Source organism: Pseudomonas alkylphenolica, from assembly GCF_000746525.1.
Classification (GTDB): Bacteria; Pseudomonadota; Gammaproteobacteria; order Pseudomonadales; family Pseudomonadaceae; genus Aquipseudomonas; species Aquipseudomonas alkylphenolica.
Map to the genome: position 1 here is coordinate 2,290,740 of NZ_CP009048.1, position 25,980 is coordinate 2,316,719.

The 25,980-nt window shown below is 60.9% G+C and carries 19 protein-coding genes and 1 pseudogene; 12 read left to right on the top strand and 8 right to left on the bottom strand.

Going from position 1 to position 25,980, the window contains the following annotated elements:
* The first annotated feature begins 34 nt into the window (after positions 1–34).
* Entirely contained in the window at positions 35–532 is a 498-nt protein-coding gene (locus tag PSAKL28_RS10670) for a PaaI family thioesterase (RefSeq protein WP_038609912.1), read from the top strand.
* An 18-nt stretch (positions 533–550) separates the two neighbouring features.
* Here PSAKL28_RS10670 and PSAKL28_RS10675 read toward each other — a convergent pair whose 3' ends face one another.
* The 3 genes from PSAKL28_RS10675 to PSAKL28_RS10685 all read right to left on the bottom strand — a co-directional run bounded on the left by PSAKL28_RS10675 (position 551) and on the right by PSAKL28_RS10685 (position 3,045).
* Positions 551–1,699 carry a M14 family metallopeptidase gene (locus tag PSAKL28_RS10675; RefSeq protein ID WP_038609915.1) on the bottom strand — a complete coding sequence of 383 codons (1,149 nt, stop codon included), beginning with the start codon at positions 1,697–1,699 and terminating at the stop codon, positions 551–553.
* A gap of 48 nt (positions 1,700–1,747) precedes the next feature.
* Positions 1,748–2,260 carry a DUF4880 domain-containing protein gene (locus PSAKL28_RS10680; protein WP_038609918.1) on the bottom strand — a complete coding sequence of 171 codons (513 nt, stop codon included), beginning with the start codon at positions 2,258–2,260 and terminating at the stop codon, positions 1,748–1,750.
* Between the two features lie 452 nt (positions 2,261–2,712).
* Positions 2,713–3,045: a DUF6124 family protein gene (locus tag PSAKL28_RS10685; protein ID WP_051939279.1), complete on the bottom strand. Its 333-nt coding sequence runs from the start codon at positions 3,043–3,045 to the stop codon at positions 2,713–2,715.
* Positions 3,046–3,176: 131 nt separating this feature from the next.
* Between PSAKL28_RS10685 and PSAKL28_RS10690 the strand changes: the two genes are divergently transcribed.
* Positions 3,177–3,836: a LexA family protein gene (locus PSAKL28_RS10690; protein WP_038609921.1), complete on the top strand. Its 660-nt coding sequence runs from the start codon at positions 3,177–3,179 to the stop codon at positions 3,834–3,836.
* A gap of 109 nt (positions 3,837–3,945) precedes the next feature.
* On the opposite strand, the gene PSAKL28_RS10695 is transcribed toward PSAKL28_RS10690, so the two are convergent.
* Genes PSAKL28_RS10695 through PSAKL28_RS10710 form a run of 4 tightly spaced genes read right to left on the bottom strand, consistent with a single transcriptional unit; the run spans position 3,946 to position 9,509 of the window.
* A complete protein-coding gene (locus PSAKL28_RS10695) occupies positions 3,946–5,901 on the bottom strand; it encodes an acetyl/propionyl/methylcrotonyl-CoA carboxylase subunit alpha (protein WP_038609924.1) in 1,956 nt (651 codons plus the stop codon).
* Entirely contained in the window at positions 5,898–6,716 is an 819-nt protein-coding gene (locus PSAKL28_RS10700) for a gamma-carboxygeranoyl-CoA hydratase (RefSeq protein ID WP_038609927.1), read from the bottom strand. Before PSAKL28_RS10700 ends, PSAKL28_RS10695 begins: the two co-directional genes overlap by 4 nt.
* A 2-nt stretch (positions 6,717–6,718) precedes the next feature.
* Positions 6,719–8,326: a carboxyl transferase domain-containing protein gene (locus PSAKL28_RS10705; RefSeq protein WP_038609930.1), complete on the bottom strand. Its 1,608-nt coding sequence runs from the start codon at positions 8,324–8,326 to the stop codon at positions 6,719–6,721.
* 19 nt (positions 8,327–8,345) lie between these two features.
* A complete protein-coding gene (locus tag PSAKL28_RS10710) occupies positions 8,346–9,509 on the bottom strand; it encodes an isovaleryl-CoA dehydrogenase (protein WP_038609933.1) in 1,164 nt (387 codons plus the stop codon).
* Positions 9,510–9,715: 206 nt separating this feature from the next.
* On the opposite strand from PSAKL28_RS10710, the gene PSAKL28_RS10715 reads away from it, so the two are divergent.
* Positions 9,716–11,389 carry an AMP-binding protein gene (locus PSAKL28_RS10715; protein WP_038609936.1) on the top strand — a complete coding sequence of 558 codons (1,674 nt, stop codon included), beginning with the start codon at positions 9,716–9,718 and terminating at the stop codon, positions 11,387–11,389.
* A gap of 102 nt (positions 11,390–11,491) precedes the next feature.
* Here PSAKL28_RS10715 and PSAKL28_RS27855 read toward each other — a convergent pair whose 3' ends face one another.
* Entirely contained in the window at positions 11,492–11,647 is a 156-nt protein-coding gene (locus PSAKL28_RS27855; RefSeq protein WP_167335120.1) for a hypothetical protein, read from the bottom strand.
* Between the two features lie 143 nt (positions 11,648–11,790).
* Between PSAKL28_RS27855 and PSAKL28_RS10720 the strand changes: the two genes are divergently transcribed.
* The 9 genes and pseudogenes from PSAKL28_RS10720 (at position 11,791) to tssC (ending at position 25,969) form a co-directional block, all read left to right on the top strand.
* Positions 11,791–13,815 carry an alpha-1,4-glucan--maltose-1-phosphate maltosyltransferase gene (locus PSAKL28_RS10720; protein WP_038609938.1) on the top strand — a complete coding sequence of 675 codons (2,025 nt, stop codon included), beginning with the start codon at positions 11,791–11,793 and terminating at the stop codon, positions 13,813–13,815.
* A 13-nt stretch (positions 13,816–13,828) separates the two neighbouring features.
* Positions 13,829–17,140, top strand: a complete 3,312-nt coding sequence (gene treS / locus PSAKL28_RS10725; RefSeq protein ID WP_038609940.1) for a maltose alpha-D-glucosyltransferase — start codon at positions 13,829–13,831, stop codon at positions 17,138–17,140.
* Entirely contained in the window at positions 17,141–19,351 is a 2,211-nt protein-coding gene (glgB, locus tag PSAKL28_RS10730; protein WP_038609943.1) for a 1,4-alpha-glucan branching protein GlgB, read from the top strand.
* A 332-nt stretch (positions 19,352–19,683) separates the two neighbouring features.
* On the top strand, positions 19,684–20,202 hold the full coding sequence (locus tag PSAKL28_RS10735; protein ID WP_038609946.1) for an Hcp family type VI secretion system effector: 519 nt from the start codon (positions 19,684–19,686) through the stop codon (positions 20,200–20,202).
* 299 nt (positions 20,203–20,501) lie between these two features.
* Positions 20,502–22,055: an ankyrin repeat domain-containing protein gene (locus tag PSAKL28_RS10740; protein ID WP_157687016.1), complete on the top strand. Its 1,554-nt coding sequence runs from the start codon at positions 20,502–20,504 to the stop codon at positions 22,053–22,055.
* 375 nt (positions 22,056–22,430) lie between these two features.
* Positions 22,431–22,560: pseudogene (locus PSAKL28_RS28540) on the top strand (hypothetical protein); the annotation flags it as partial.
* A gap of 30 nt (positions 22,561–22,590) precedes the next feature.
* Positions 22,591–23,934 (top strand): type VI secretion system protein TssA, encoded by a 1,344-nt coding sequence (tssA, locus tag PSAKL28_RS10745; protein ID WP_167335121.1) that lies wholly within the window; start codon positions 22,591–22,593, stop codon positions 23,932–23,934.
* Positions 23,935–23,967: 33 nt separating this feature from the next.
* Positions 23,968–24,471, top strand: coding sequence for a type VI secretion system contractile sheath small subunit (tssB, locus tag PSAKL28_RS10750; protein ID WP_038609950.1), 504 nt, complete (start codon positions 23,968–23,970; stop codon positions 24,469–24,471).
* A gap of 22 nt (positions 24,472–24,493) precedes the next feature.
* Positions 24,494–25,969 carry a type VI secretion system contractile sheath large subunit gene (tssC, locus tag PSAKL28_RS10755; RefSeq protein ID WP_038609952.1) on the top strand — a complete coding sequence of 492 codons (1,476 nt, stop codon included), beginning with the start codon at positions 24,494–24,496 and terminating at the stop codon, positions 25,967–25,969.
* Positions 25,970–25,980: the final 11 nt, after the last annotated feature.

Genomic DNA, 25,980 nt, shown 5'->3' on the forward strand with positions numbered 1-25,980 from the left:
TGCTTTTCCTACAAAACAGACAACAAGGAAGCTTATGAACAACGCTCTGTTATCCGTTCAGGAACTGGCTGCGCCCGAGGGCGTCTGCTATGGCTGCGGCTGTTCCCATCCAAGTGGTTTGCACCTCAAAAGCCATTGGCACGATGACGGTATCCATCTGATCAGCCGGCACTCGCCCGACAGCACTTTCCTCGGCTGGCCCGGCCTGGTGTATGGCGGCCTGCTCGCCATGCTGGTCGATTGCCATTCGAACTGGACTGCCATGGCTTACCACTACCGCGCCGAAGGGCGCGAGCCGGGTAGCCTGCCACGGATCGACTGCGTCACCGGCCAGCTCAACCTGACCTACCTCAAGCCCACGCCCATGGGCGTCGAGCTGCTGCTCAAGGCGCGGGTCGAAGGCGAGGTAGGGCGCAAGAGCCGGGTGATCTGCGAAGTCTGGGCCGACGATGTGCTGACCGTGAGCGCCGACTCGGTGTTCGTCCGGGTCGACACCGAGAAGCTCAAGCACAAGGCTCACGGTCAGGCTTGAGGCAGCGCCTGGCGCGCCTCAGCGCAGGGTGCTGACCATTTGCCCGAGTACGTCCAGCACAGCGTTGGCCAGCGCTTTTGAGCGTTGGCCGTTCCAGCCGGTTTGCGCATTCGGCGCATCGTCGTGGTCCTTGAACGGCATCTCCAGGGTCAGCGACAGGCAATCATAAGCCTGGCCAACGCTGTTGGCGCCCAGGGTCAGGTTGGCCTGGCCCGGTGCCGAACGCGGGTAACCGTGGACCTGCTGGAAGTCGACCGTACGTTTGCACAGGCCGTCGCGGAAGGCTTTTTCCAGTGCTTCGATACGCGGCGTGAAGCCGGGATTGCCTTCGCAGCCGGCGGTGAAGACATGCGGGATTTCCTCATCGCCATGTACGTCGAGGAACATGTCGACGCCGTGCTGCTTCATCTGCACCTGGGCGAACAGCACTTCCGGGCTCTTGTCGATGCTTGCGTTCTGCCAGGCGCGGTTGAGGTCCTGGCCGGCGGCATTGGTGCGCAGATGGCCGCGCAGCGCGCCGTCCGGGTTCATGTTGGCAATCAGGTACAGGTCGGCTTGCTGCAGCAGGGCCTGCAGGGTCGGGTCGTTGTGTTGCAGGCGGTCGATCACGCCTTCCATGAACCACTCGGCCATGTGTTCGCCCGGGTGCTGCTGGGCAATGATCCAGATCTTGCGTTTGCCGCTGGCACCGTCGCCTGCGCGCAGCAGTTGAATGTCACGCCCTTCGACACTACGCCCGGTGGCCAGCAGTTCGACGCCAGGCAGGCTGGTCGCGCGTTCGATCAATTGATTGTGGCGGGCACGGGGATAGGGTTCGAAATAGGCGAACCAGGCTTGCGCGTGCTCGGCGTTGAGCGCGAAGCTCAGGGCTTTGCCATCAAACTGGGTAGGCACCCGGAACCAGCTCTGCTGATCATAGGACGCTACCGCCTGATAACCCGTCCAGGCTTCGTTGTAGGAAGACTGCCCGGCGTTCTCCAGGATAAAGGTGTGCGCCTGGCCTGGCGTCAGGCCACTGGCTTTGAAATGGAACCACTGGAAGTGATCGCTGTTGGTGTCAGGACGAATCGCCAGGCGCACACGGCGCGGGTCACTGGCATCGTTGATCAGGATATTGCCGGAATCAAAATCGCAGTCGATGTGCAGAGGGGGCAGCGTCACAGTCATCACCAGGCTCCAGTAGCGTTGTTGTGATGCCCACTCTACACGCCTGGATCAGGACCAGAAACCAATCGCTGCCAATGCCGCCAAGGCAAGGCCGATGGCCACCGAGCAGCCGCCGATCGACAGCGCCGCGCGCGGTTGACGATACCAGGCGTCATGGCCCAGTTGCCGCGCCGGGGCCAGCAGGGTGCGCCAGCGCAGTTCGGTGGCGTGGAAGGCTTCGCGGTGTTCGGGAGCGGCGTCGAGCCAGCGGCGAAAATCGATGCGTTCACTGGCGGTGACCTGCGGGCTTTGCAGGCGCACGTACCATTGGCCGGCCATGCTCGCCAGCACGTCACGCTGCGGGCGTACGCTTTGCAGGGCCTGGTTCATGTGGCGCTCCACCGTCAGCGCAGGCAGGTCCAGGCGCTCGGCGATGGCGGCAAAACTCAGCTGGTCGAGGCGGCTGAGCAGAAAGACCTGCTGGACGCGACGCGGCAACTTCTTCAATTGCTGCAGCAGGGTATCGTCAGTCAGGTCCTGGGAGTGGGGGTGATGCTCAAGGGGCAGCAACAGACGGGTCATGTACAAGCTCCTTGCTGAATAAGGGGGAGGGGGCGTCCTCCGTGACGCGATAACAGCTTAGTCGTAACGAGATTGATTCTCAAGTGCTAATTCTGCAAAGCGCTGTTACACGCTTCACCACGCGACATTCATTTGCTATCATCGCGGCCATTCAAGCAACACCCGCCTTCATTAGCCTGAAGAGCCAAAAAAAAGACCCGGCAAAAAGCCGGGTCAAAAACCGTGATTAGCCTGATGAGGAGATAATCTGAGAGTCCGACCTAAGGGCTTTCAGGTTATCCAACCAGTCTCGCGACCAGTTGCGAGCAATAATAATCGTTATCATTTGCAAGTCAAATGAATTTTCTATCATTCCGTAAAAATCTTTTACCGAATGTGCTCCGGTGGGAGCGGGCTTGCCCCGCGATAGCGATTCTTCAGTCACATCTCATCGCGGGGCAAGCCCGCTCCCACTACCTCCCTGCGCTCGTGATCGACAGATGTTCGAACACAGTCCTGGCCGTATTGACCATGTGTGCCACCGCCAACACCTGATCCCGCTGTGTGCCCTGCAGGCCATTGGCCGACTCGTGTGCCGTGGCTGCTGCCCAGCGCAGTAGCTGGGTCGCATGCTCGGCGGTCCGGGTTTGGTCGAGGCCCTCGCGCGGCACCAGCCAACTGGTTTGTGCCGATTCGGCGGGTGGGCTCGGGTTCAGGTAGAAATCCAGTGCACGCCGGGCGGCATCGCTGTTGCTCAGGGACTCGTTGTCCAGGGTGAGATCCTTTTCAGAAAGTGTCTGTTTCATGCGGCAGCCTGCCTTGTGAATGAACAATGATCGGACACGGCAAAGAGTAATACGTTTTGTAGTTGCTACTAATCTTTAAATACTACAATTTGTGTATTGAGCGCCATGGGGCAGTCCGTATCGTGCCAGCGATGGATAATTGGACTGATCTGGTTAAAGCCAGGATGCGTGACATCAACCTCACGCAGGAAAAACTCGCCGAGCGCCTCGGCTACACGCAAGGCGCCGTGGGCCATTGGCTGTGCGAGAGACGCCAGCCGAAACTGCAGATGATCAACCAGATTCTGGTGGAGGTGGGGTTCCCGCCGCTGCAGATGGTGTATCCCCACCAGTTGCGGGAAAACAGCGGTGTTTATGAAGCCAACGCGTTCCCGCTGGCCGTGACCGGTGCCGACGGCCAACGGCACGAATTGTATTTTCGCTATCCGCTGCTGAGTTGGGACGATGTGGACCTGACCGAGGTGCCGGAGGGCGCTGAGCGCCAGGCGAGCGACTATGCGGCGCAAGGGCGCGGGTACTGGTTACGTGTCGAAGGTGATGCGATGACCGCGCCGATGGGCTTGAGCGTGCCGCAAGGCATGTTGATCCTGGTCGACAGCGGTATTGCCGCCGAGCCCGGCAAGCTGTTGATCGCCCGCTCAGCGGACAGCACGGCGACGGTGTTTCGCCAGTTGATCGAGGAGGGTGGTCAGCGCTATCTGAAGCCGCTCAACCCGACCTACCCCAAGGCGCTGTTTACCGAGCAGACGCAAGTGCTGGGTGTGGTGGTACAGGCACTGATTAAGTTCTGAAGGTAGAAACAACTACGGTGGGAGCGGGCTTGCCCCGCGATGCGATCTGGCTGACAGACCGTAATCGCGGGGCAAGCCCGCTCCCACCGGCAGTATCACAGCAAAGCCATCAGGCCTCTTCCAGCTCCACCAGCACAGCCCCTTCACTGACCATCTCGCCTTCCTGGCAAAACAGCGCTTTGACCGTCCCGGCCTGCGGCGCACGGATGCTGTGTTCCATTTTCATCGCTTCCAGCACCACCAGCTGGGTACCGGCCTCTACCGCCTGACCGACCTCCACCAGCACCCGCACGATACTGCCGTTCATGGGCGCGCTGAGGCCGCCCTGGTGGCTGTGGCTGGCATCGGCCTCGGCAATCGGATCGAAGGGCGTCACTGCGTGCAGTTCGCCGTCCCACTGCAGGTACAGGGTGGCGCCACGGCGGATCGCCAGGTGCTGACGGCGCACTCCGTTGTCGTCGATGAGCAACTGCTCGCCTGCAAGCTTCAGGGCCGGTGCCGCGGCGTGGGTGAGGCTCAACGCCTGGCTCTGGCCATTGCTGTTCAGGTGCAGGCTGATCTGCGCCGGTACCCCGGCACGGAAACCGCTGTTGACCGCCCACGGCGAATGGCGATCGTCCAGGCGCGGTGCCAGAGGCTGGCTCTGGATGTAGGCTTCGCCCGCCGCTTGCCAGAACAGTGCCGGCAAGGGCTGCGGTGCCGGCAGCAGTTGTTCCTGATAGCGCGGGATGAAGCCGGTATCCAGTTCGGCGCTGGCAAACGCCGGGTGGGCCAGAATACGCCGCAGGAAGGCGATGTTGGTCTTCAGGCCGCCGATGGCAAACTCGTCGAGCATCGCCAGCAAGCGCAGGCGCGCCTGTTCGCGGGTCTGGCCCCAGGCAATCAGCTTGCCCAGCATCGGGTCGTAGAACGGCGAAATGCTGTCGCCCTCGCTGACGCCACTGTCGACCCGACGGCCTTCGCCGGGTGCCGACTCGCGGTACAGCGCCAGGTGTCCGGTGGCCGGCAGGAAGTCGTTGGCCGGGTCTTCGGCATACAGCCGCACTTCGATGGCATGGCCGTTCAGCGGCACCTGATCCTGGGTGATCGGCAACGGTTCGCCGCAGGCCACACGGATCTGCCAGGCGACCAGGTCGAGACCGGTGATGGCCTCGGTGACCGGGTGCTCGACCTGCAGGCGGGTGTTCATCTCCATGAAGAAGAACTCGCCACGCGCATCGAGCAGAAACTCGACGGTGCCCGCACCGACATAGCCGATGGCCTGCGCGGCCTTGACCGCAGCCTCGCCCATGGCCTGGCGCTGGGCGTTGCTCAAGCCCGGGGCCGGGGCTTCTTCGACGACTTTCTGGTGGCGGCGCTGGATCGAGCAGTCGCGCTCGTTGAGGTACAGGCAGTTGCCGTGCTGGTCGGCAAACACCTGGATCTCGACGTGACGTGGCTTGAGTACGTATTTCTCCACCAGCATGCGCGCGTCGCCGAACGAAGACTGTGCTTCACGTTTGGCGGAGGCCAGGGCTTCGCCGAGCTGGCTTTCGCTCTCGACGACTTTCATGCCCTTGCCGCCACCGCCGGCGGTGGCTTTGAGCAGCACCGGATAGCCGATTTTCTCGGCAGCGGCGCGGAAGGTTTCCAAGTCCTGGGCTTCGCCGTGATAGCCCGGCACCAGCGGCACACCGGCTTGTTCCATCAGGGCCTTGGCCGCTGACTTGCTGCCCATGGCGTCGATGGCGCTGGCCGGTGGGCCGAGGAAGATCAACCCGGCCTGTTCGATGGCGCGGGCAAAGCCGGCGTTCTCGGACAGGAAGCCGTAGCCCGGGTGAATCGCCTGGGCGCCGCTGGCTTTGGCGGCGGCGATAAGTTTGTCGATGTCCAGGTAGCTTTCAGCGGCTTTGGCGCCGCCCAGGTCAACGCGGATATCGGCATCGCGGCTGTGCCGGGCATCGCGGTCAATGGCACTGTGCACGGCGACGGTGGTCAGGCCCAGGGCCTTGGCGGTGCGCATCACCCGGCAGGCGATTTCGCCACGGTTGGCAACCAGCAGGGTGGTCAACGGCGTACGGGTCATGGGCGCGGTTCCTTGTTCGACGATTCGGCCTGCCAGGCCGGGCTGCGTTTTTCCAGGAAGGCGCGCAAGCCTTCCTGCCCCTCGGGGCTGACCCGGATACGGGCGATGGCGTTCTCGCAGTAGCGGCGCAGGGCCGGGGTCAGTTGGCCATGGCCGACTTCACGCAGCAGCTCTTTGCTGGCGCGCATGGCCTGCGGGCTGTTGAGCAGCAGGTTGTCGATCCATTGTTCGACCGCCTGTTCAAGCTCGGCAGCAGGATAGGCTTCGGCCAGCAGGCCCAGTTCACGGGCGCGCTCACCACTGAAGCGCTCGGCGGTCAGGGCATAACGGCGCGCGGCACGTTCACCCATGGCCTGCACCACGAACGGGCTGATCACCGCAGGCGCCAGGCCGATGCGTACTTCCGACAGGCACAGTTGCGCGTCAACGGCGCCGATGGCCATGTCGCAGCAACTGATCAGGCCCAGCGCACCGCCGAAGGCGGCACCCTGGACCACGGCCAGGGTCGGCACCTTGAGCTTGGCCAGGTTGTACATCAGTTCGGCCAGCTCGCGGGCATCGTCGAGGTTGGTGCTGTAGTCCAGCGCCGCCGACTGCTGCATCCAGGCCAGGTCGGCACCGGCACTGAAGTGCCGGCCACGGCCGCGCAGCAGGACGAAGCGCAGGCTGGCGTCGGTGCCGAGCTGGTCGATGGCCAGGATCAGCTCGCGGATCATTTGCGCATTGAAGGCGTTGTTCTTGTCTTCCCGGCTTAGCCACAGGGTGGCGAAACCACGGGGGTCCTTGATCAGTTCAAGGGTAGTGAAGTCGCTCATGGTCACATCCGGAAAATGCCGAAACGGCTTTGTTCGATCGGTGCGTTGAGGGCGGCGGACAACGCCAGGCCAAGAATCTCGCGGGTTTGCGCCGGGTCAATGACACCGTCGTCCCACAAGCGGGCGCTGGAGTAGTAGGGGTGGCCCTGGTGCTCGTACTGGTCGAGGATCGGCTGCTTGAGCCGTGCTTCGTCCTCGGCGCTGAACGGATGGCCACTGCGTTCGCTCTGTTCGCGCTTGACCTGGGCCAGCACGCCGGCCGCCTGTTCGGCACCCATCACGCCGATGCGCGCGTTCGGCCACATCCACAGGAAGCGTGGATCGTAGGCGCGGCCGCACATGCCGTAGTTGCCCGCACCGAAACTGCCGCCGATGATCACGGTGAACTTCGGCACCTGGGCGCAGGCCACTGCGGTCACCAGCTTGGCGCCGTGCTTGGCGATGCCGCCGGCTTCGTATTTCTGCCCGACCATGAAGCCGGTGATGTTCTGCAGGAACAGCAGCGGAATGCCGCGCTGGCAGGCCAGTTCAATGAAGTGCGCGCCTTTTTGCGCAGCTTCGGCGAACAGAATGCCGTTGTTGGCGAGGATCGCTACCGGATAGCCGTGCAGGTGCGCAAAGCCACACACCAGGGTGGTGCCGAACAACGCCTTGAACTCATCGAACACCGAGCCGTCGACCAGGCGGGCAATCACTTCACGCACGTCGAACGGCTGCTTGGCGTCGGCCGGTACCACGCCGTACAGCTCCTGAGCGTCGTACAGCGGTGCAATCGGCGCCTGCTGTGTCAGTTTGCCCAGCTTGTGCCAGTTGAGGTTGGCCACACAGCGCCGGGCGATGGCCAGGGCATGCTCGTCGTTGTCGGCATAGTGGTCGGCAACGCCACTGGTCTTGCAGTGCACGTCGGCGCCACCGAGGTCTTCGGCGCTGACCACTTCACCGGTCGCCGCTTTGACCAGTGGTGGGCCGGCGAGAAAGATCGTCGCCTGCTGGCGGACCATGATCGCCTCGTCGGCCATGGCCGGCACATAGGCGCCGCCCGCGGTGCACGAGCCCATGACCACGGCAATCTGCGGGATCCCCAGGGCACTCATATTGGCCTGGTTGAAGAAGATCCGCCCGAAGTGCTCGCGGTCCGGGAATACTTCATCCTGGCGCGGCAGGTTGGCGCCGCCGGAATCCACCAGGTACAGGCAGGGCAGGCGGTTCTGCAGGGCAATGGCCTGGGCGCGCAGGTGTTTTTTCACGGTCAGCGGGTAGTAGGAGCCGCCTTTGACCGTGGCGTCGTTGGCCACGATCATGCATTCGACACCTTCGACCCGGCCGATCCCGGCGATCACGCCAGCGGCCGGAACGTCTTCGCCGTACACCGCATGCGCCGCCAGCTGGCCGATCTCGAGGAACGGTGAACCGGGGTCGAGCAGGCGGTCAATGCGCTCGCGCGGCAGCAGTTTGCCCCGCGAGGTGTGGCGCTCCTGGGCCTTGTGGCCGCCGCCCTCGTGGACCTTGGCCAGCAAGGTGCGCAGAGCCTGGACCTGTTCAAGCATGGCCGCGCTATTGGTGGCAAACTCGGCCGAACGCGGGTTGATCTGGGTGTGCAGGGTAGCCATGGGCGCGTTGTCCTTGTGCTCAGCGGGTTTCGTTGAACAGTTCGCGCCCGATCAGCATCCGGCGGATTTCGCTGGTGCCGGCGCCGATCTCGTAGAGCTTGGCGTCGCGCAGCAGGCGACCGGCCGGGAACTCGTTGATGTAGCCGTTGCCACCGAGGATCTGGATCGCTTCGAGGGCCATCTGGGTGGCGCGTTCGGCGGTGTAGAGAATCACCCCGGCGGCGTCCTTGCGCGTGGTTTCGGCGCGATCGCAGGCCTGGGCCACGGCATACAGGTAGGCGCGGCTGGCATTGAGCTGGGTGTACATGTCGGCGATCTTGCCCTGGATCAGCTGGAACTCGCCGATGCTTTGGCCGAACTGTTTGCGGTCATGAATGTACGGCACCACCAGGTCCATACAGGCCTGCATGATCCCGGTCGGGCCGCCGGAGAGCACCACGCGCTCGTAGTCCAGGCCGCTCATCAGCACCTTCACGCCGCCGTTGAGCACACCAAGGATGTTCTCCTTCGGCACTTCGACGTTGTCGAAGAACAGCTCGCAGGTGTTGGAGCCGCGCATGCCCAGCTTGTCAAACTTGTTGCTGCGGCTGAAGCCTTTCCAGTCACGCTCGACAATAAAGGCGGTGATGCCGTGCGGGCCTTTGTCCAGGTCGGTCTTGGCGTAGATCACATAGGTGTTGGCGTCGGGGCCGTTGGTGATCCAGGTCTTGCTGCCGTTGAGGACGAAATGGTCGCCGCGCTCTTCGGCGCGCAGCTTCATCGACACCACGTCGGAGCCGGCATTCGGTTCGCTCATGGCCAGGGCGCCGATGTGCTCGCCGCTGATCAGCTTGGGCAGGTACTTGGCCTTCTGTTCGGCATTGCCGTTGCGGTTGATCTGGTTGACGCAGAGGTTGGAGTGGGCGCCGTAGGAGAGGGCGACCGAGGCCGAGCCGCGGCTGATTTCTTCCATGGCCACCACGTGGGCCAGGTAGCCCAGGCCGGCGCCGCCGTATTCTTCGCTGACGGTGATGCCGAGCAGGCCCATGTCACCGAACTTGCGCCACATGTCGGCGGGGAACAGGTTGTCCTGGTCGATCTGCGCCGCGCGCGGTGCCAGCTCTGCCGCAACGAAGGACTGCACCTGGTCGCGCAGCATGTCGATGGTTTCGCCCAGGGCGAAGTTCAGGGTTGGATAATGCATGCGGGCACCTTCTGTTGTTTATTGTTGGAGTTCATCGCGGGGCTGTGGGAGCGGGCTTGCCCCGCGATCAGCAATCACCTTTACGTTAACGTAAACCTGAGCCGTGCGACTGTCAATCTCACCATGACCTTTACGTTAACGTAAATATGCGCCAGAGTAAGACCCGCTTGAATCAGCTCCCAGAACAACCACAACAAGGGATCGCCATGAATCAACCGAGCTATACCCAGGGTCGTCAGGACAAGCCCTTGCTGGCCATGACTATCGGCCAGGCGTTTGACAATACCGTGTCACGTTTCGCTGATCGCGAAGCCCTGGTGGTACGCCACCAGCAGCTGCGCTACAGCTGGCAGCAATTGGCTGACAGCGTTGACCATCACGCCCGGGCACTGATGGCCCTGGGCCTGAAGAGCGGCGATCGCCTGGGGATCTGGGCACCGAACTGCGCGCAGTGGTGCATTGCCCAGTTCGCCACAGCGAAGATCGGCGTGATCCTGGTCAACATCAACCCGGCCTACCGCACCAGCGAACTTGAGTATGTGCTCAAACAGTCAGGTTGCCAGTGGCTGATCTGCGCCGGGGCATTCAAAACCTCCGACTACCACGCCATGCTCGCTGAGCTGCTGCCCGACCTTGACGGGCAACAGCCTGGGCAACTGAACTGCGAACGGTTGCCGGAGCTGCGCGGGCTGATCAGCCTGGATGCCGCGCCGCCTGTGGGCTTTTTGCCCTGGAACGGGTTGGCGGCACTGGCCGGGCAGACCACTTTGGCCGACTACCAGGCCCGCCAGCAAAGCCTGCAGTTCGATCAGCCGGTGAATATCCAGTACACCTCCGGCACCACCGGCTTTCCCAAGGGCGCGACCCTCAGCCATTACAACATCCTCAACAATGGCTACATGGTCGGGGAAAGCCTGGGCCTGAGCGAGCAGGACCGCATGGTGATCCCGGTGCCGTTGTACCACTGCTTCGGCATGGTCATGGGCAACCTGGGCTGCGTCACCCATGGCAGCACCATGATCTATCCCAATGACGCCTTCGACCCCTTGCTCACCCTTGGCACGGTCGCGGAAGAACAGGCCACCGCGCTGTATGGCGTGCCGACCATGTTCATCGCCATGCTCGACCATCCCCAGCGCGGCGATTTCGACCTGTCGAGCTTGCGCACCGGGATCATGGCCGGCGCCACTTGTCCGATCGAAGTAATGCGCCGGGTCATCGACCAGATGCACATGAGCGAGGTGCAGATTGCCTACGGCATGACCGAAACCAGCCCGGTGTCTTTGCAAACCGGCGCCGATGACGAGCTGGAACTGCGGGTGACCACGGTCGGCCGCACCCAGCCGCAGCTGGAGAGCAAGATCGTCGACGAACACGGCTGCATCGTCCCGCGTGGGCAGATGGGTGAACTGTGCACGCGCGGTTACAGCGTGATGCTTGGTTACTGGGGCAACCCGGAGGCCACCCACGAGTCCATCGACCCGGCCGGCTGGATGCACACCGGCGACCTGGCGACCATGGATGAAGCGGGTTACGTGTGCATTGCCGGGCGCAACAAGGACATGATCATTCGCGGCGGCGAGAACATCTATCCGCGTGAGCTGGAGGAGTTTTTCTTCACCCACCCGGCTGTGGCGGATGTGCAGGTGATCGGCATTCCGGATGAGCGCTATGGCGAGGAGATCGTGGCCTGGATCAAGTTTCACCCCGGCCACAGCGCCAGCGAGATCGAACTGCAGCAGTGGTGCAAGAGCCGCATTGCCCACTTCAAGACCCCGCGTCACTTCCGCTTTGTCGATGAGTTTCCGATGACGGTGACCGGCAAGGTGCAGAAGTTCCGCATGCGCGAAATCAGTATCGAAGAGCTTAGTAGTCGCTGAAATCGGCATCAGGTGGGAGCGGGCTTGCCCCGCGAGGCGATGTGGCTGACAGATTGCAATCGCGGGGCAAGCCCGCTCCCACAGCCCCAACCGCGATACAGGCTATGCTTTCGCTTCCACCGGCGGCTCGTCGCTTGGCGGGGCGCCCACGGTGGGCTTGACCGGCAATTCATCGGGTTCTTCATCCGGCACCACAGGCGGTAATGTCGGGTCGTCTATATTCGGATCGGGCGTTTCTGCCGGGATGGGAATGTTCATGGCCTGACCTCGCAACGGGGCTGGAAATGATCGGGTTCAGTGGTTTTCGACTACAGGCAGCCCCAATCGCTCATTTTTTTTGAACCCCACGCTCGCCACCGGCTCTGAACTCTTACCGCCATCTGGTAATGGAGCGACGTTCGATGACCCGCGATGAGCCCTTCGAAACCGACCGCTTGGCCCCGGCAAACGATCAACCCGAGCAGGCCATCAGCCTGTCCCAGGCGCTGCTGGAACCGCGCATCGTGATCGAGAACACCCAGCCGGTGCTCGATGGCGGGCTGTTTGCGGTCAAGGCGGTGGTCGGCGAGACGATCGAGGTGAGCGGCAAGGTCTATGCCGACGGTCATGACGTGCTGGCGGTCAGGCTCAACTGGCGCCAGGCCCACAGCCGACGCTGGCATTGCGTCCCGATGAACTTTGTTGTCAATGACCTGTGGCAGGCACGGTTCAGCGTGAGCGAGCAGGGGCGGCACCTGTTCAGTATCGAAGCCTGGATCGATCCCTTCGCCACCTATTGCCACGATCTGGAAAAGAAATTCAACGCCGGCCTGGCCGTGCCGCTGGAGCTGCAGGAAGGCTTGGTATTGCTCGAGCAGAATATCCAGCGCAGTCATGGCCCGCTGCGGGAACAGTTGCAGGCACTGCACCAGGCGTTGCCGGGCCTGCCAGCCGAAGAACAGGTGACCCGGCTGCTGCACCCTGACACCGCCGTATTGATGAGCGAGGCCGACCATCGCACCTATTTGAGCCACAGCCCCGAATACCCGGTGGATGTGGAGCGCCAGCAGGCCGTGTTTGCCAGCTGGTATGAGCTGTTTCCCCGCTCGGTCACCGACGATCCTGAACGCCATGGCACCTTCAACGATGTCCATGAACGCTTGCCGATGCTCCGCGACATGGGCTTTGACGTGCTGTATTTCCCGCCGATCCATCCCATTGGCATGCGCTACCGCAAGGGCCGCAACAATGCCCTGGAGGCCGAGCCGGATGACCCGGGCAGCCCTTATGCGATCGGCAGCGAAGAGGGTGGGCATGAGGCGATCCATCCGCAGCTGGGCAGTCGCGAGGATTTTCGCCGGCTGGTCGCCGCCGCTGCCGAGCACGGCCTGGAGATAGCCCTGGACTTTGCCATCCAGTGCTCCCAGGACCACCCCTGGCTCAAGGAGCATCCGGGGTGGTTCTCCTGGCGTCCGGACGGCAGCATTCGCTACGCGGAAAACCCGCCGAAAAAGTACCAGGACATCGTCAATGTCGACTTCTATGCCGCAGAAGCCGTGCCATCGTTGTGGCTGGCCCTGCGCGATGTGGTGCTGGGCTGGGTGCAGGAAGGGGTGAAGATGTTCCGGGTCGACAACCCGCACACCAAGCCGCTGCCGTTCTGGCACTGGATGATCGCCAACATCCGCAGCCGGCACCCCGAGGTGATTTTCCTCGCCGAGGCCTTTACTAAACCTGCAATGATGGCGCGCCTGGGCAAGGTCGGTTACTCCCAGAGCTATAGCTATTTCACCTGGCGCAACACCAAGGCCGAACTGCAAAGCTACTTCGAAGCACTCAACCAGCCGCCGTGGTGCTACTGCTACCGGCCGAACTTCTTCGTCAACACCCCGGACATCAATCCGTTTTTCCTGCATGAATCCGGCCGCGCCGGTTTTCTCATCCGCGCCGCCCTGGCGGCCATGGGCTCGGGGTTATGGGGTATGTATTCAGGCTTTGAACTGTGCGAGGCGACACCGATCCCGGGCAAGGAGGAGTACCTGGATTCGGAGAAGTACCAGATCCGCCCGCGGGACTTCAGCCAGCCTGGCAACATCATCGCCGAGATTGCCCAGCTCAACCGCATCCGCCGCCAGAACCCGGCGTTGCAGACGCACCTGGGCGTGGCCTTCTACAACGCCTGGAACGACAACATCCTGTACTTCGGCAAGCGCACCGCCGCACGCGACAACTTCATCCTGATTGCCGTCAGCCTCGACCCGCACAACGCCCAGGAAGCGCATTTTGAATTGCCGCTGTGGGAGCTGGGCCTGGATGACAACGCCGACACCTTCGGTGAAGACCTGATGACCGGCCACCGCTGGACCTGGCACGGCAAGACCCAATGGATGCGCATCGAGCCCTGGCACTTGCCGTTTGCGATCTGGCGTATCGAAAAAGCCCTCTAGAAAGGAGTCGAACATGGCCAAGCGAAACCGCCCGGCAGCTTTTATCGACGACCCGCTGTGGTACAAGGACGCGATCATCTACCAGGTGCACGTCAAATCCTTCTTCGATTCGAACAACGACGGCATCGGTGATTTTCCCGGGCTGATCGCCAAGCTCGACTACATCGCCGAGCTTGGGGTCAATACCCTCTGGTTGTTGCCGTTCTACCCCTCGCCACGCCGCGACGATGGCTACGACATCGCCGAGTACAAGGCCGTGCACCCGGACTACGGCACCCTGGCCGATGTGAAGCGCTTTATCGCCGAGGCGCACAAACGCGGCCTGCGGGTGATCACCGAGCTGGTCATCAACCACACCTCCGACCAGCATCCCTGGTTCCAGAGGGCCAGGCGCGCCAAGCCCGGCAGCAAGGCCCGGGATTTCTACGTGTGGTCCGACACTGACCAGAAGTACGACGGCACGCGGATCATCTTTCTCGACACGGAAAAGTCCAACTGGACCTGGGACCCGGTGGCCGGCCAGTACTTCTGGCACCGTTTCTATTCGCACCAGCCAGACCTCAATTTCGACAATCCGCAGGTGCTCAAGGCGGTGATCGAGGTGATGCGCTACTGGCTCGATCTGGGGATCGACGGCCTGCGCCTGGATGCCATTCCGTACCTGATCGAGCGCGACGGCACCAACAACGAAAACCTGCCCGAGACCCATCAGGTGCTCAAGCAGATTCGTGCCGAGATCGACGCCAACTACCCCGACCGCATGCTCCTGGCCGAAGCCAACCAGTGGCCGGAAGACACCCAGCTGTATTTCGGCGAAGGGCAGGGCGACGAGTGCCATATGGCCTTTCACTTCCCGCTGATGCCGCGCATGTACATGGCCGTGGCCCAGGAAGACCGCTTTCCGATCACCGACATTCTGCGCCAGACCCCGGAGATCCCGGCCAACTGCCAATGGGCGATCTTCCTGCGCAACCACGATGAACTGACCCTGGAGATGGTCACCGACCGCGAGCGCGACTACCTGTGGAACTATTACGCCGAAGACCGCCGGGCCCGCATCAACCTGGGGATTCGCCGGCGCCTGGCGCCGCTGTTGCAACGCGACCGGCGGCGGGTGGAACTGCTCAGCAGTCTGCTGCTGTCGATGCCCGGCACGCCGACCCTGTACTACGGCGACGAGATCGGCATGGGCGACAACATCTACCTGGGCGACCGCGATGGCGTACGCACGCCGATGCAGTGGTCGATCGACCGCAACGGCGGCTTCTCCCGCGCCGACCCGGCGCGCCTGGTACTGCCACCGATCATGGACCCGCTGTACGGCTTTGCCTCGGTCAATGTCGAAGCCCAGGCGCACGACCCGCATTCGCTGTTGAACTGGAACCGCCGCCTGCTGGCGGTGCGCAAACAGCAAAAGGCCTTTGGGCGCGGCAGCCTGCGCATGCTCTCGCCGAGCAACCGACGGATTCTGGCCTACCTGCGTGAGTACACCGGCCCGGACGGCAAGCGCGAGATCATCCTCTGCGTGGCCAATGTCTCGCGTGCGGCGCAAGCCGCCGAACTCGACCTGTCGCAGTACGCTGACAGCGTGCCGGTGGAGATGCTCGGCGGCAGTGCCTTCCCGCCAATCGGTCAGTTGCCGTTTCTGCTGACCTTGGCGCCCTATGGCTTTTACTGGTTCCTGCTGGCCGCCAAGGACCAGATGCCCAGCTGGCACGTGGAACCGGCGCAGAGCCTGCCGGAGTTCACCACCCTGGTACTGAAAAAACGCATGGAAGAGCTGCTCGAAGCGCCTGCGCGCAGTACCTTGCAAGACAGCATCCTGCCCCAGTACCTGCCCAAGCGCCGCTGGTTCGCTGGCAAGGAAGCCGGTATCGAGCACGTGCAGATTGCTTACGGTGTGCGCTTTGGTACCGCCACGTACCCCGTATTACTGAGTGAGATTGAAGTCACCAGCGCCGGCCAGAACAGCCGTTACCAATTGCCCTTCGGCTTTGTCGGTGAGGATCAGATCACCAGCGCCCCCCCGCAGCAACTGGCCCTGGCACGGGTCCGGCGTGGACGCCAGGTGGGGCTGATCACCGATGGCTTCGTCCTCGAAAGCTTTATCCATGCCGTGCTGCAGGCTTGCCGGGATGCTGTCCGCCTGCCGTGCGCTGAAGGTGAACTGCGCTTTCACGCCACCGAACAATTGGCAGCCCTGAACCTGGCCGACGATGCCCAGGTGCGCTACCTCTCTGCCGAACAGTCCAACAGCTCGGTGGTGGTCGGTGGCAGTCTGGTGCTCAAATTGATTCGCCGAATCAACCCCGGGGTACACCCGGAACTGGAGATGAGCGCCTACCTGACCGCTGCCGGGTTCGGCAATATCTCGCCGTTGCTGGGCTGGGTGAGCCGGGTGGACAGCCAGCAGCAAGCGCATTTGCTGATGATCGCCCAGGGCTATCTGAGCAACCAGGGCGATGCCTGGGACTGGACCCAGAACAACCTTGAGCGCGCCATTCGTGACGAACTGGAGCCTGGAAGCTCGACGCAGGAAGGCCACACCAATGCCTTGCAGGACCTGACCGGCTTTGCCGCCATGCTCGGCCAGCGTCTGGGTGAGATGCACCTGTTGCTGGCAGCGCCGAGCAAAGCCCCGGCGTTCCGGGCGCGGCCCAGCACCGCGCGTGACTGCCAGGCCTGGGGCAAACACATCGGCGCCCAGCTGAGCCGCGCCCTGGAGCTGTTGCAGGCGCATCGGGCGGAGCTGGACAGCGACAGCCAGGCGCTAGTCGACGAGCTTGTGCAGCAACGTCAGGACCTGCTGGCCACTGTCGCCACCTTGAGCACCCAGGCCCAGGGCGGGCTGTTGATGCGCGTGCACGGTGACCTGCACCTGGGTCAGGTGCTGGTAGTGCAGGGTGATGCCTACCTGATCGACTTCGAAGGTGAACCGGCCCGGCCGCTGGAAGAGCGGCGTGCCAGACACAGTCCATACAAGGATGTCAGCGGCGTGTTGCGATCCTTCGACTATGCTGCTGCCATGGTGCTGCGCAGTGCCTCCAGTGTCGACCTCTCGGACAGTGCCCGCCAGGCCCGTCAGCGAGTCGCCAGGCGTTATCTGCACCAGGCCCGACATGCCTTTGTCGAGGCCTACGGGCTGGCCACTGCGGCCATGCCTCATGCCTGGGAACATGCCGACGGCGAGCGTGCGGCACTGGAACTGTTCAGCCTGGAAAAGGCTGCCTACGAAATTCTGTATGAAGCCGAAAACCGCCCAAGTTGGTTGGCCGTGCCTTTGCATGGCCTGTATGGCCTGACAAGTACCTGGGGAGAAAGCTGAATGAATCAACGCAAGCGCGAGGAAGGCGGGCTGGATCAACGTGACATCGATGCCCTGGTCAGGGCCGAGCATGCTGACCCGTTCGCTGTGCTTGGCCCGCACCCTGATGGTGCAGGCGGCCAGTTTGTCCGCGCCTATTTGCCCAATGCCTTGAGCGTGCAGGCCCTGAGCCGTGACGATGGGCGGCTGCTGGGTGAGCTGGAGCAGCAACCGGTGCCGGGCCTGTTCATTGCCCATCTGTCTGAGCAGCAGCCCTATGTGCTGCGGATTCAGTGGGCCAGCGGTGAGCAGATCACCGAAGACACCTATAGCTTCGGCCCGCTGCTGGGGGACATGGACCTGTACCTGTTTGCCGAGGGCAATCACCGTGACCTCGCCGCCAGCATGGGCGCGCAGCTGCTGCTGATCGACGGTATCGAGGGGGTGCGTTTTTCCGTGTGGGCACCCAACGCCCGGCGGGTGTCGGTGGTCGGCGACTTCAACAACTGGGACGGCCGGCGGCACCCTATGCGCCTGCGTCATGCCTCAGGTGTGTGGGAGCTGTTCGTACCGCGCCTGCAGGCCGGTGAAGCCTACAAGTACGAAGTACTGGGCCGCGAAGGCATCCTGCCGCTCAAAGCCGATCCCCTGGCGCGGGCCACCGAGTTGCCGCCGAGCACGGCGTCAAAGGTCGCCGGTCCGCTGGCCTATGACTGGCAGGACCAGCAGTGGATGCAGGAGCGTGGAGACCGCCAGGCCACCACTGCGCCGCTGTCGATCTACGAACTGCACGCCGGCTCCTGGCAGTGCGAACTGGACGACACCGGCGAAGTGGCGCGCTTTTTCAACTGGCGCGAACTGGCCGAACGCCTGGTGCCCTATATCCAGAAAACCGGCTTCACCCATATCGAGCTGATGCCGATCATGGAACACCCCTTCGGCGGTTCCTGGGGTTATCAGCCGCTGTCGCTGTTCGCGCCCACCGCGCGTTATGGCTCGGCCGAAGACTTCGCCGCCTTCATTGATGCCTGCCACCAGGCTGAAATCGGCGTGATCCTCGACTGGGTGCCAGCGCATTTCCCCACCGACAGCCATGGCCTGGCGCGTTTCGATGGCACCGCTTTGTATGAATACGAGAACCCGCTTGAAGGCTTTCACCAGGACTGGGACACCCTGATCTACAACCTCGGGCGTACCGAAGTGCACGGCTTCATGCTGGCCTCGGCGTTGCATTGGTTGAAACACTTTCATATCGACGGCCTGCGCGTCGATGCCGTGGCCTCAATGCTTTACCGCGACTACTCGCGCAAGGCAGGCGAATGGGTGCCCAACCGCCATGGTGGGCGTGAGAACCTGGAAGCCATCGATTTTCTCCGCCACCTCAACGACGTCGTTGCCATCGAAGCGCCGGGTGCGCTGATGATCGCCGAGGAATCCACCGCTTGGCCCGGCGTCAGCCAGCCGACCCAGCAGGGCGGCCTGGGTTTTAACTACAAGTGGAACATGGGCTGGATGCACGACACCCTGCACTACATCCAGAACGACCCGATCCACCGTACCTACCACCACAACGAAATGAGCTTCGGCTTGATCTATGCGTATTCCGAGCACTTCATCCTGCCGATCTCCCACGATGAAGTGGTGCATGGCAAGCATTCGCTGATCGACAAAATGCCCGGAGACCGCTGGCAGAAGTTCGCCAACCTGCGCGCCTACCTGACCTTCATGTGGGCGCATCCGGGCAAGAAACTGCTGTTCATGGGCTGCGAGTTCGGCCAGTGGCGCGAGTGGAACCATGACAGTGAGCTGGACTGGTACCTGCTCAAGTATCCCGAGCACCTGGGGGTTCAGCGCTTGGTGGGCGACCTCAACCGGCTGTACCGCGAAGAGCGCTCCTTGCATGAACAGGACTGCCTGCCCCAAGGCTTCCAGTGGCTGATTGGCGACGATGCGCACAATAGCGTGTATGCCTGGTTGCGCTGGAGTGCCAGTGGCGAACCGTTGCTGGTGGTGGCCAACTTCACCCCCGTGCCGCGGGAGGGCTATCGCATCGGAGTGCCGTTCGGGGAGCGTTGGGTCGAAGTGCTCAACAGCGATGCCGAAGGGTATGCCGGGTCCAACTACGGCAACCTCGGGGAGGTGGCGAGTGAGGCGGTGGCCAGTCATGGGCAGCCGTTGTCGCTGGGGTTGAATCTGCCGCCGTTGGGGGTGTTGATTTTGCGGCCACGGTGAACGGTCGGCATTTTTGGCGATTGCTCGAGTGCGCAACTTCTTGCGCACTCAAATTTGCATAATCCCCCGTTTTACTCCCTTTTTATCGCTACAGGCCACGGCCCACGTGGCCTGTAGCCGAGTGCGCAACTTCTTGCACAGTACTGCGCAAGAAGTTGCGCACTTTTAATCGGCTTTTCCTGCTGAAATTCGCTCCAGTCATGCCGAGAACGGCTACAAGCCCCGGTTTATAAGGCTTGAGCAACTTATGGCATGCCTCTTGTATTGGGTATAGGGACCCAGTGGGTGATTTTACCCGCCGGGCACTTCTCTATTTTCAGCAAGGAGCATTCATGGCTACCCCCGCATACATGTCCGTAACCGGCACCAAACAAGGCTTGATCACCGCCGGCGCGTTCACCGCCGATTCGGTTGGCAACACCTATCAGGAAGGTCATGAAGACCAGGTCATGGTCCAGGGTTTCCAGCACGAAGTGATCATCCCGCGTGACCCGCAGTCCGGCCAACCTACCGGCCAGCGCGTACACAAGCCTGTGGTCATCACCAAGGTCTTCGACAAGGCCTCGCCGCTGCTGCTGGCGGCGCTGACCTCCGGCGAGCGCCTGACCAAGATCGAAATCCAGTGGTACCGCACCTCGGCGGCTGGCACCCAGGAGCATTACTACACCACCACCCTGGAAGACGCGATCATCGTCGATATCAAGGACTACATGCACAACTGCCAGGACCCATCGAACTCGCACTTCACCCACCTGGAAGACGTGCACTTCACCTACCGCAAAATCACCTGGACCCACGAGGTTTCCGGTACTTCCGGTTCCGATGACTGGCGTACGCCGGTCGCCGGCTAAGGCCTGACCCTCGTTACAGTGCATGGACCAGCCTGGTGCTGGCCATGCCTGTACTCACCGCTTGTGGCACCGACAGCTGTCCCTCCTCTGTTCAGAGCATCTAGTCCGCAACGTCAAATTTCTAATGGGGCTCTGACAATGAGATTGATCATCGCCATACGGATGAAGGAGATATTCCGCTTGAGTCATCACACTCGTATCCACCGGTCTTCCTACTCTCTCCGCTGTGTTTCTCCAACGCTATTGCTGATCTGCCAATGGGGCATCAATACACAGAGTTTAACGCCGAGGTCGACACGATGAGCCGGCGTTTCACTTGGATTTGGGTGGCGTCAGCGTTTTTGGTTAACCAAGTGTTTGTAGAAGTTGAAGCCGCCGAAAATAACAAGCGTGTTTTTCCGCCTGAAGAACGTTCGCAAATTTTTGTAAATGCCTTGATCAACGGTGACTATGCGGGCCTTTCCCAGCTGAGCACAACACCCACTGATAAAGAAGAATTCGCCAAATATCAAAACTATTTGAACTCCATGGCTGAGCGTAGTGCTCTCAAAGAAGCGATGGAGAACCTGGTGAATTTCACCAAGGCTGCCATCACCAAAACACCGAGGCTTTCCGACGACCTACATAAACAACTAGTACCTTTTGCCCGGGCACAAGTGCGGGCGATACGGAAAGTTGAATGTCGAGTCACAGGCAGCAAAACATTGGATGTCTGTTGGCAAGGCGAGTCACAGAGAGTCGAGGTTTACCTTTCATGCCAAGTGCCAGAAATTCCATCGTGGACGCCGCTTGCAGTTGGGCAGCAGTTGCTGCCTGAGACTTACTTCTCCGCGCTTTCAAATGCGTGGGAAGGGGCGGCGAGCAAATCGCTCCCGGTGAAGATGCGCTTCTACGCAACGGAGGAAGATGAAGGTTGGGAAATGGATACTTCTCATGACCCTCGAGGGGTCATTGCTGCGATCAGTGCAAGTATGAGCCCTGAAACGGCGTCTGTGAAGACGAATAAATATATTCCTGGCGCGACCAGTATGACGTTAAATCATTGTATCTACAGGCATAGCTCAGACTTCAATAATCGTCACGTACTGCGGTATGGCAGTTTTTGGCGATTCGCCACACTTGCGGATCTGGATCAAGTGCTAACAATGTTTGGTGATGCTTATTTATTGGTCTATGACGGCTTCTCTGAAACTACGGCATTTCATGTGGCACTGGAAAACAAAGCCTCTCTACCGGTAATGCAAGCATTGCGTAATCAACTCCCCCATATGCCTGGTCTGGGCGGCGTCCATGGACCTTCGCTGCTGACAAAGGCGATCAAAGCCCATAACTCCGCCGAGACCATTAAGTGGCTGATTGACGAGGGGGCGCCGGTTGATGAGCTGCGAGAGCCCTACATGCGCCCACTGATCTACGCCGTGATGGAAGGGGCGGATGCGCAAACCATTGACTTGTTGGTGGCCTCAGGTGCCGACCTCTCTTACTACAACAATACGAGTTACCCCGATCTGGATGCGCTAAGCGCCGCCTTGCGAACAGAAAGCCAGGACGCACGACGAGCAATCACCAGGCATCTGATCCTGCCGGAGTCCGGGAGTGATCTCATGCAATATTTGTTATCTCAGCTTTCTTATCAGAGGTACAGGCCAGGATATCCTGATGGGGTGAGCGATATATTACCAATTCTGATAGAACGAGGTATGAGTCTGGATGAGACTTTCTGCAACTTTTCCGTCAGGTATAGCTGCGAGCCGGACCAGCGTAGTAATTTGATGGATCTTGCAGTCCACATTGGTAGTTCCAAGTTGATTGATTTTTTTGAGCAAAAGGGGCTTAAGCCAAATTTGATTTAAGATTTGCTCATCTCCAGAACTCATGTCGAATGTAGATAGCAGCAGGTTTGACGGTTTAGCTTAGCTTTAACTAGCTGTTTGGGCTCGCGCTCCGTTGCCACACTATTTCTAACCTCTGCTGGATGAAGGAGGGTTCTGAGTGCGGCTTTGGGAAGCGTCCTACATTCCGCTGAGAATTATCTCATGGGGAATATTGCCAGACCTGCGTATCTTGAGGGTTGACTTCCGCTGTCAGGTTATACGGTTTGAAAGGGGGGTTAGCTTGTGCTGGGGAATAGTCGTTGGGGCGCATGCTGGATTGGGTGTTTTGTTCAAGTACGGCGCAAATTAAAGCAAAAAATGTTGCATTTCCAAACTTCAATTAAAAATTAATAAATGTCTTGCTCAAGCAAACTATCAGCTCATTGTCATGAGCTCGCGAAATCCGCTTTTTGCAAACAAAATTTTGCAGGTGAGGACGTCCGGTTTTCGAGTGAGTTTAAGGCGTTGGAGACTGAGTCGGCTAATCACCACTAATCACCTTAAGGACAAGCCTATGTTTGCACCGGCCAATAGCGTGCAGTTCGAACTTTTGATCCCCACGGTTCGTCACGACTTCAAGGTCCTGGCGTTTGACGGCACGGAAGCCATCAGCGCCTTGTACGCGATTCATATTGAACTGGTCAGCGAGTCCCCCGACTTCGATCTTGAGAGCCTGCTCAGCCAGCCAGCGTTTCTGCGCTTCGGTTTGAACGGTGAAGGGCTGCATGGCCGCATCGAAGACGTTCGGGTGGTCGAGCATCTGGAAGGCCTGGATGCCTTGCTCACAGCGCATCTGGCGGATGACGCGCCTTTGCTGTTGCCACTGTGCCGGCGATTGAAAACCATGGTCCAGCGTGCCGCGGACAATCAGCCGGAGCTTGGTATTGCCCGCGCGGTAGCGGCACAAGTCCAGCAGGCGGCCGCCCAGCTGTTCACCCCCGGCGCCCCGGTCGACAACGAGAAGGAAGCCCAGAAGGCCCTGCGTGCGCTGCAGGAAAGCGCCCGTCCACTGTGCGCCTGGTGGCTCAAGCAGAAAGCCATCGATACGCGCGCGTTACGCTTGAATCGCACCATGCTGTGGCTGTCCATTGATACCGTTCCCGAGCGCAATTCCGAGCAGATCACTGCGCTGCGCGGACTGCCGGTCGACAAGTTGAAGACCTACCAGGAGCGCTACGCCAATGGGCAGTACGCCGATCTGCTGGTAGAGGTCGAAGCCAGTCTGGCGCGGGCGCCGTTCTGGTTCGACGGCCAGCGCCTGACCTGGGAATGCTTGCAGGCGTTGCACGCCGATCAGGCCATGCGCGAAGTGGAGTTTCACTTCGCGCTCCTGCTCCAGCGCTTGCCCGGCGTAATAGAGCTGCGCTTCCACGACGGCACACCGTTCGCCGACCCGGCCACCCGCAGCTGGATCAGCGCCCATGTCATGCCTCATCTGCAAGACGCCAGCGCGCCGCGCAAGGTCGAAACAACCGCCGGCCTGCCGGCCTGGGAAGAAGCCCTCGAGCAGGTAGTGCCGATCCTGCACAAGGACGGCCTCAAGGCTGCCGTGCAGATCCTCAAGCAAGGCCTGCAACACGCCCACGGCGGGCGGGCGCGGTTTTTCTGGCAATTCAGCCTGGCGCGTCTGTGTTTCATGGCCAAGAAATATGAACTGGTCAAAACCCAGCTCGAAGCCCTCGATCAAGAACTGCAGCACTCGGGCCTGCACGCCTGGGAGCCGGATCTTGGCCTGGAAGTGCTGCACCTGCTGCATAGCTGCTGTGAGTTGTTGCCGCAGAACCATGCGGTGCGAGAACGCAAAGAAGAGATTTATCGCAGGCTGTGCCACCTCGATCTTGAAGTGGTACTCGAATAGGCCTCAGGGCCAACAACCGCAAGGAGAAAAGCCATGGCCAAAGAAGGCTCGGTAGCCCCCAAGGAACGCATCAACGTCACCTTCAAACCCGCCACCGGTGGGGCTCAGGAAGAAATTGAACTGCCGTTGAAGCTACTGGCAATCGGCGATTACACGCAGCGCCTGGACGAGCGCAAGGTGGAGGATCGCAAGCCGATCAGCATCGACAAAATGACCTTCGACGAAGTCCTGGCCAAGCAGGAGCTGAGCCTGACGCTGAGCGTACCTAACCGCCTTCAGGACGACAGCGACAGCGAAGAGCTGGCGGTTCAGCTGCGTGTCAACTCGATGAAGGACTTCAACCCAGCCAGCTTGGTCGAGCAAGTGCCTGAGCTGAAAAAACTGATGGAACTGCGCGACGCGCTGGTGGCGCTAAAAGGTCCGTTGGGTAACGCCCCTGCATTCCGAAAAGCCATCGAAGGTGTACTCGCCGACGACGAATCGCGCGGTCGTGTGCTCGGTGAGCTGGGCCTGAACGCCGAAGCCCCGAAAGCCTGAATCAGTCAAGGAAGCCAACACCATGAGTACCAGTGCAGCACAACAGAAAAGTAACGACAACGGCGAGTACAGCATTCTCGACAGCATTATCGCCGAAACCCGCCTGACGCCGGACGATGAAGCCTATGACATCGCCAAACGTGGTGTCTCGGCTTTTATCGAAGAACTGCTGAAGCCGCAGAATGACGGTGAGCCGGTCAAGAAGGCCATGGTTGATCGCATGATCGCCGAGATCGATGCCAAGCTCAGCCGCCAGATGGACGAAATCCTTCACCACGAAGACTTCCAGTCCCTGGAGTCGGCTTGGCGTGGTCTGCAATTGCTGGTGGAGCGCACCAACTTTCGCGAAAACATCAAGATCGAGATCCTCAACGTCTCCAAGCAGGACCTGCTGGACGATTTCGAAGATTCGCCGGAAGTAATGCAGGCCGGCCTGTACAAGCACATCTACACCGCTGAATACGGTCAGTTCGGTGGCCAGCCGGTCGGCGCGATCATCGCCAACTACTTCATGTCGCCCAGCTCCCCTGACGTGAAGTTGATGCAGTACGTGTCCAGCGTTGCGTGCATGTCCCACGCGCCATTTATCGCTGCGGCCGGTCCGAAGTTCTTCGGCCTGGAAAGCTTCACCGGCCTGCCGGACCTCAAAGATCTGAAAGATCACTTCGAAGGCCCGCAATTCGCCAAATGGCAGAGTTTCCGCCAGTCGGAAGACTCGCGCTATATCGGCCTGACCTTGCCACGCTTCCTGTTGCGCAACCCGTACGACCCAGAAGAGAACCCGGTCAAATCCTTTGTCTACAAGGAAACCGTTGCCAACAGCCACGAGCATTACCTGTGGGGCAACACGGCGTACGCCTTCGGTACCAAGCTGACTGACAGCTTCGCCAAGTTCCGCTGGTGCCCGAACATTATCGGCCCGCAGAGCGGTGGCGCGGTGGAAGACCTGCCGCTGCATCACTTCGAAAGCATGGGCGAAATCGAAACCAAGATTCCAACCGAAGTCCTGGTCAGCGACCGTCGTGAATACGAGCTGGCCGAGGAAGGTTTCATCTCCCTGACCATGCGCAAAGGTAGTGACAACGCGGCGTTCTTCTCCGCCAGCTCGGTGCAGAAGCCGAAGTTCTTCGGCATCAGTGCCGAAGGCAAGAACGCCGAGTTGAACTACAAGCTCGGCACCCAGCTGCCGTACATGATGATCGTCAACCGCCTTGCCCACTACTTGAAAGTGCTGCAGCGCGAGCAACTGGGTTCGTGGAAAGAACGCACCGACCTCGAACAGGAACTCAACAAGTGGATCCGTCAGTACGTGGCCGACCAAGAAAACCCGAGCGCAGAAGTGCGTGGCCGTCGTCCGCTGCGCGCCGCGCAGATCATCGTCAGCGATGTGGAAGGTGAGCCGGGCTGGTACCGCGTCAGCCTGAACGTGCGTCCGCACTTCAAGTACATGGGGGCCGATTTCACCTTGTCGCTGGTTGGCAAGCTGGACAAAGAGTAAAGGAGCCAGGT

Coding starts and splice junctions, on each gene's coding strand:
- PSAKL28_RS10670 (WP_038609912.1), top strand. CDS start 35: ATGAACAACGCTCTGTTATCCGTTCAGGAACTGGCTGCGCCCGAGGGC.
- PSAKL28_RS10675 (WP_038609915.1), bottom strand. CDS start 1,699: ATGACTGTGACGCTGCCCCCTCTGCACATCGACTGCGATTTTGATTCC.
- PSAKL28_RS10680 (WP_038609918.1), bottom strand. CDS start 2,260: ATGACCCGTCTGTTGCTGCCCCTTGAGCATCACCCCCACTCCCAGGAC.
- PSAKL28_RS10685 (WP_051939279.1), bottom strand. CDS start 3,045: ATGAAACAGACACTTTCTGAAAAGGATCTCACCCTGGACAACGAGTCC.
- PSAKL28_RS10690 (WP_038609921.1), top strand. CDS start 3,177: ATGGATAATTGGACTGATCTGGTTAAAGCCAGGATGCGTGACATCAAC.
- PSAKL28_RS10695 (WP_038609924.1), bottom strand. CDS start 5,901: ATGACCCGTACGCCGTTGACCACCCTGCTGGTTGCCAACCGTGGCGAA.
- PSAKL28_RS10700 (WP_038609927.1), bottom strand. CDS start 6,716: ATGAGCGACTTCACTACCCTTGAACTGATCAAGGACCCCCGTGGTTTC.
- PSAKL28_RS10705 (WP_038609930.1), bottom strand. CDS start 8,326: ATGGCTACCCTGCACACCCAGATCAACCCGCGTTCGGCCGAGTTTGCC.
- PSAKL28_RS10710 (WP_038609933.1), bottom strand. CDS start 9,509: ATGCATTATCCAACCCTGAACTTCGCCCTGGGCGAAACCATCGACATG.
- PSAKL28_RS10715 (WP_038609936.1), top strand. CDS start 9,716: ATGAATCAACCGAGCTATACCCAGGGTCGTCAGGACAAGCCCTTGCTG.
- PSAKL28_RS27855 (WP_167335120.1), bottom strand. CDS start 11,647: ATGAACATTCCCATCCCGGCAGAAACGCCCGATCCGAATATAGACGAC.
- PSAKL28_RS10720 (WP_038609938.1), top strand. CDS start 11,791: ATGACCCGCGATGAGCCCTTCGAAACCGACCGCTTGGCCCCGGCAAAC.
- treS (WP_038609940.1), top strand. CDS start 13,829: ATGGCCAAGCGAAACCGCCCGGCAGCTTTTATCGACGACCCGCTGTGG.
- glgB (WP_038609943.1), top strand. CDS start 17,141: ATGAATCAACGCAAGCGCGAGGAAGGCGGGCTGGATCAACGTGACATC.
- PSAKL28_RS10735 (WP_038609946.1), top strand. CDS start 19,684: ATGGCTACCCCCGCATACATGTCCGTAACCGGCACCAAACAAGGCTTG.
- PSAKL28_RS10740 (WP_157687016.1), top strand. CDS start 20,502: ATGAGCCGGCGTTTCACTTGGATTTGGGTGGCGTCAGCGTTTTTGGTT.
- tssA (WP_167335121.1), top strand. CDS start 22,591: ATGTTTGCACCGGCCAATAGCGTGCAGTTCGAACTTTTGATCCCCACG.
- tssB (WP_038609950.1), top strand. CDS start 23,968: ATGGCCAAAGAAGGCTCGGTAGCCCCCAAGGAACGCATCAACGTCACC.
- tssC (WP_038609952.1), top strand. CDS start 24,494: ATGAGTACCAGTGCAGCACAACAGAAAAGTAACGACAACGGCGAGTAC.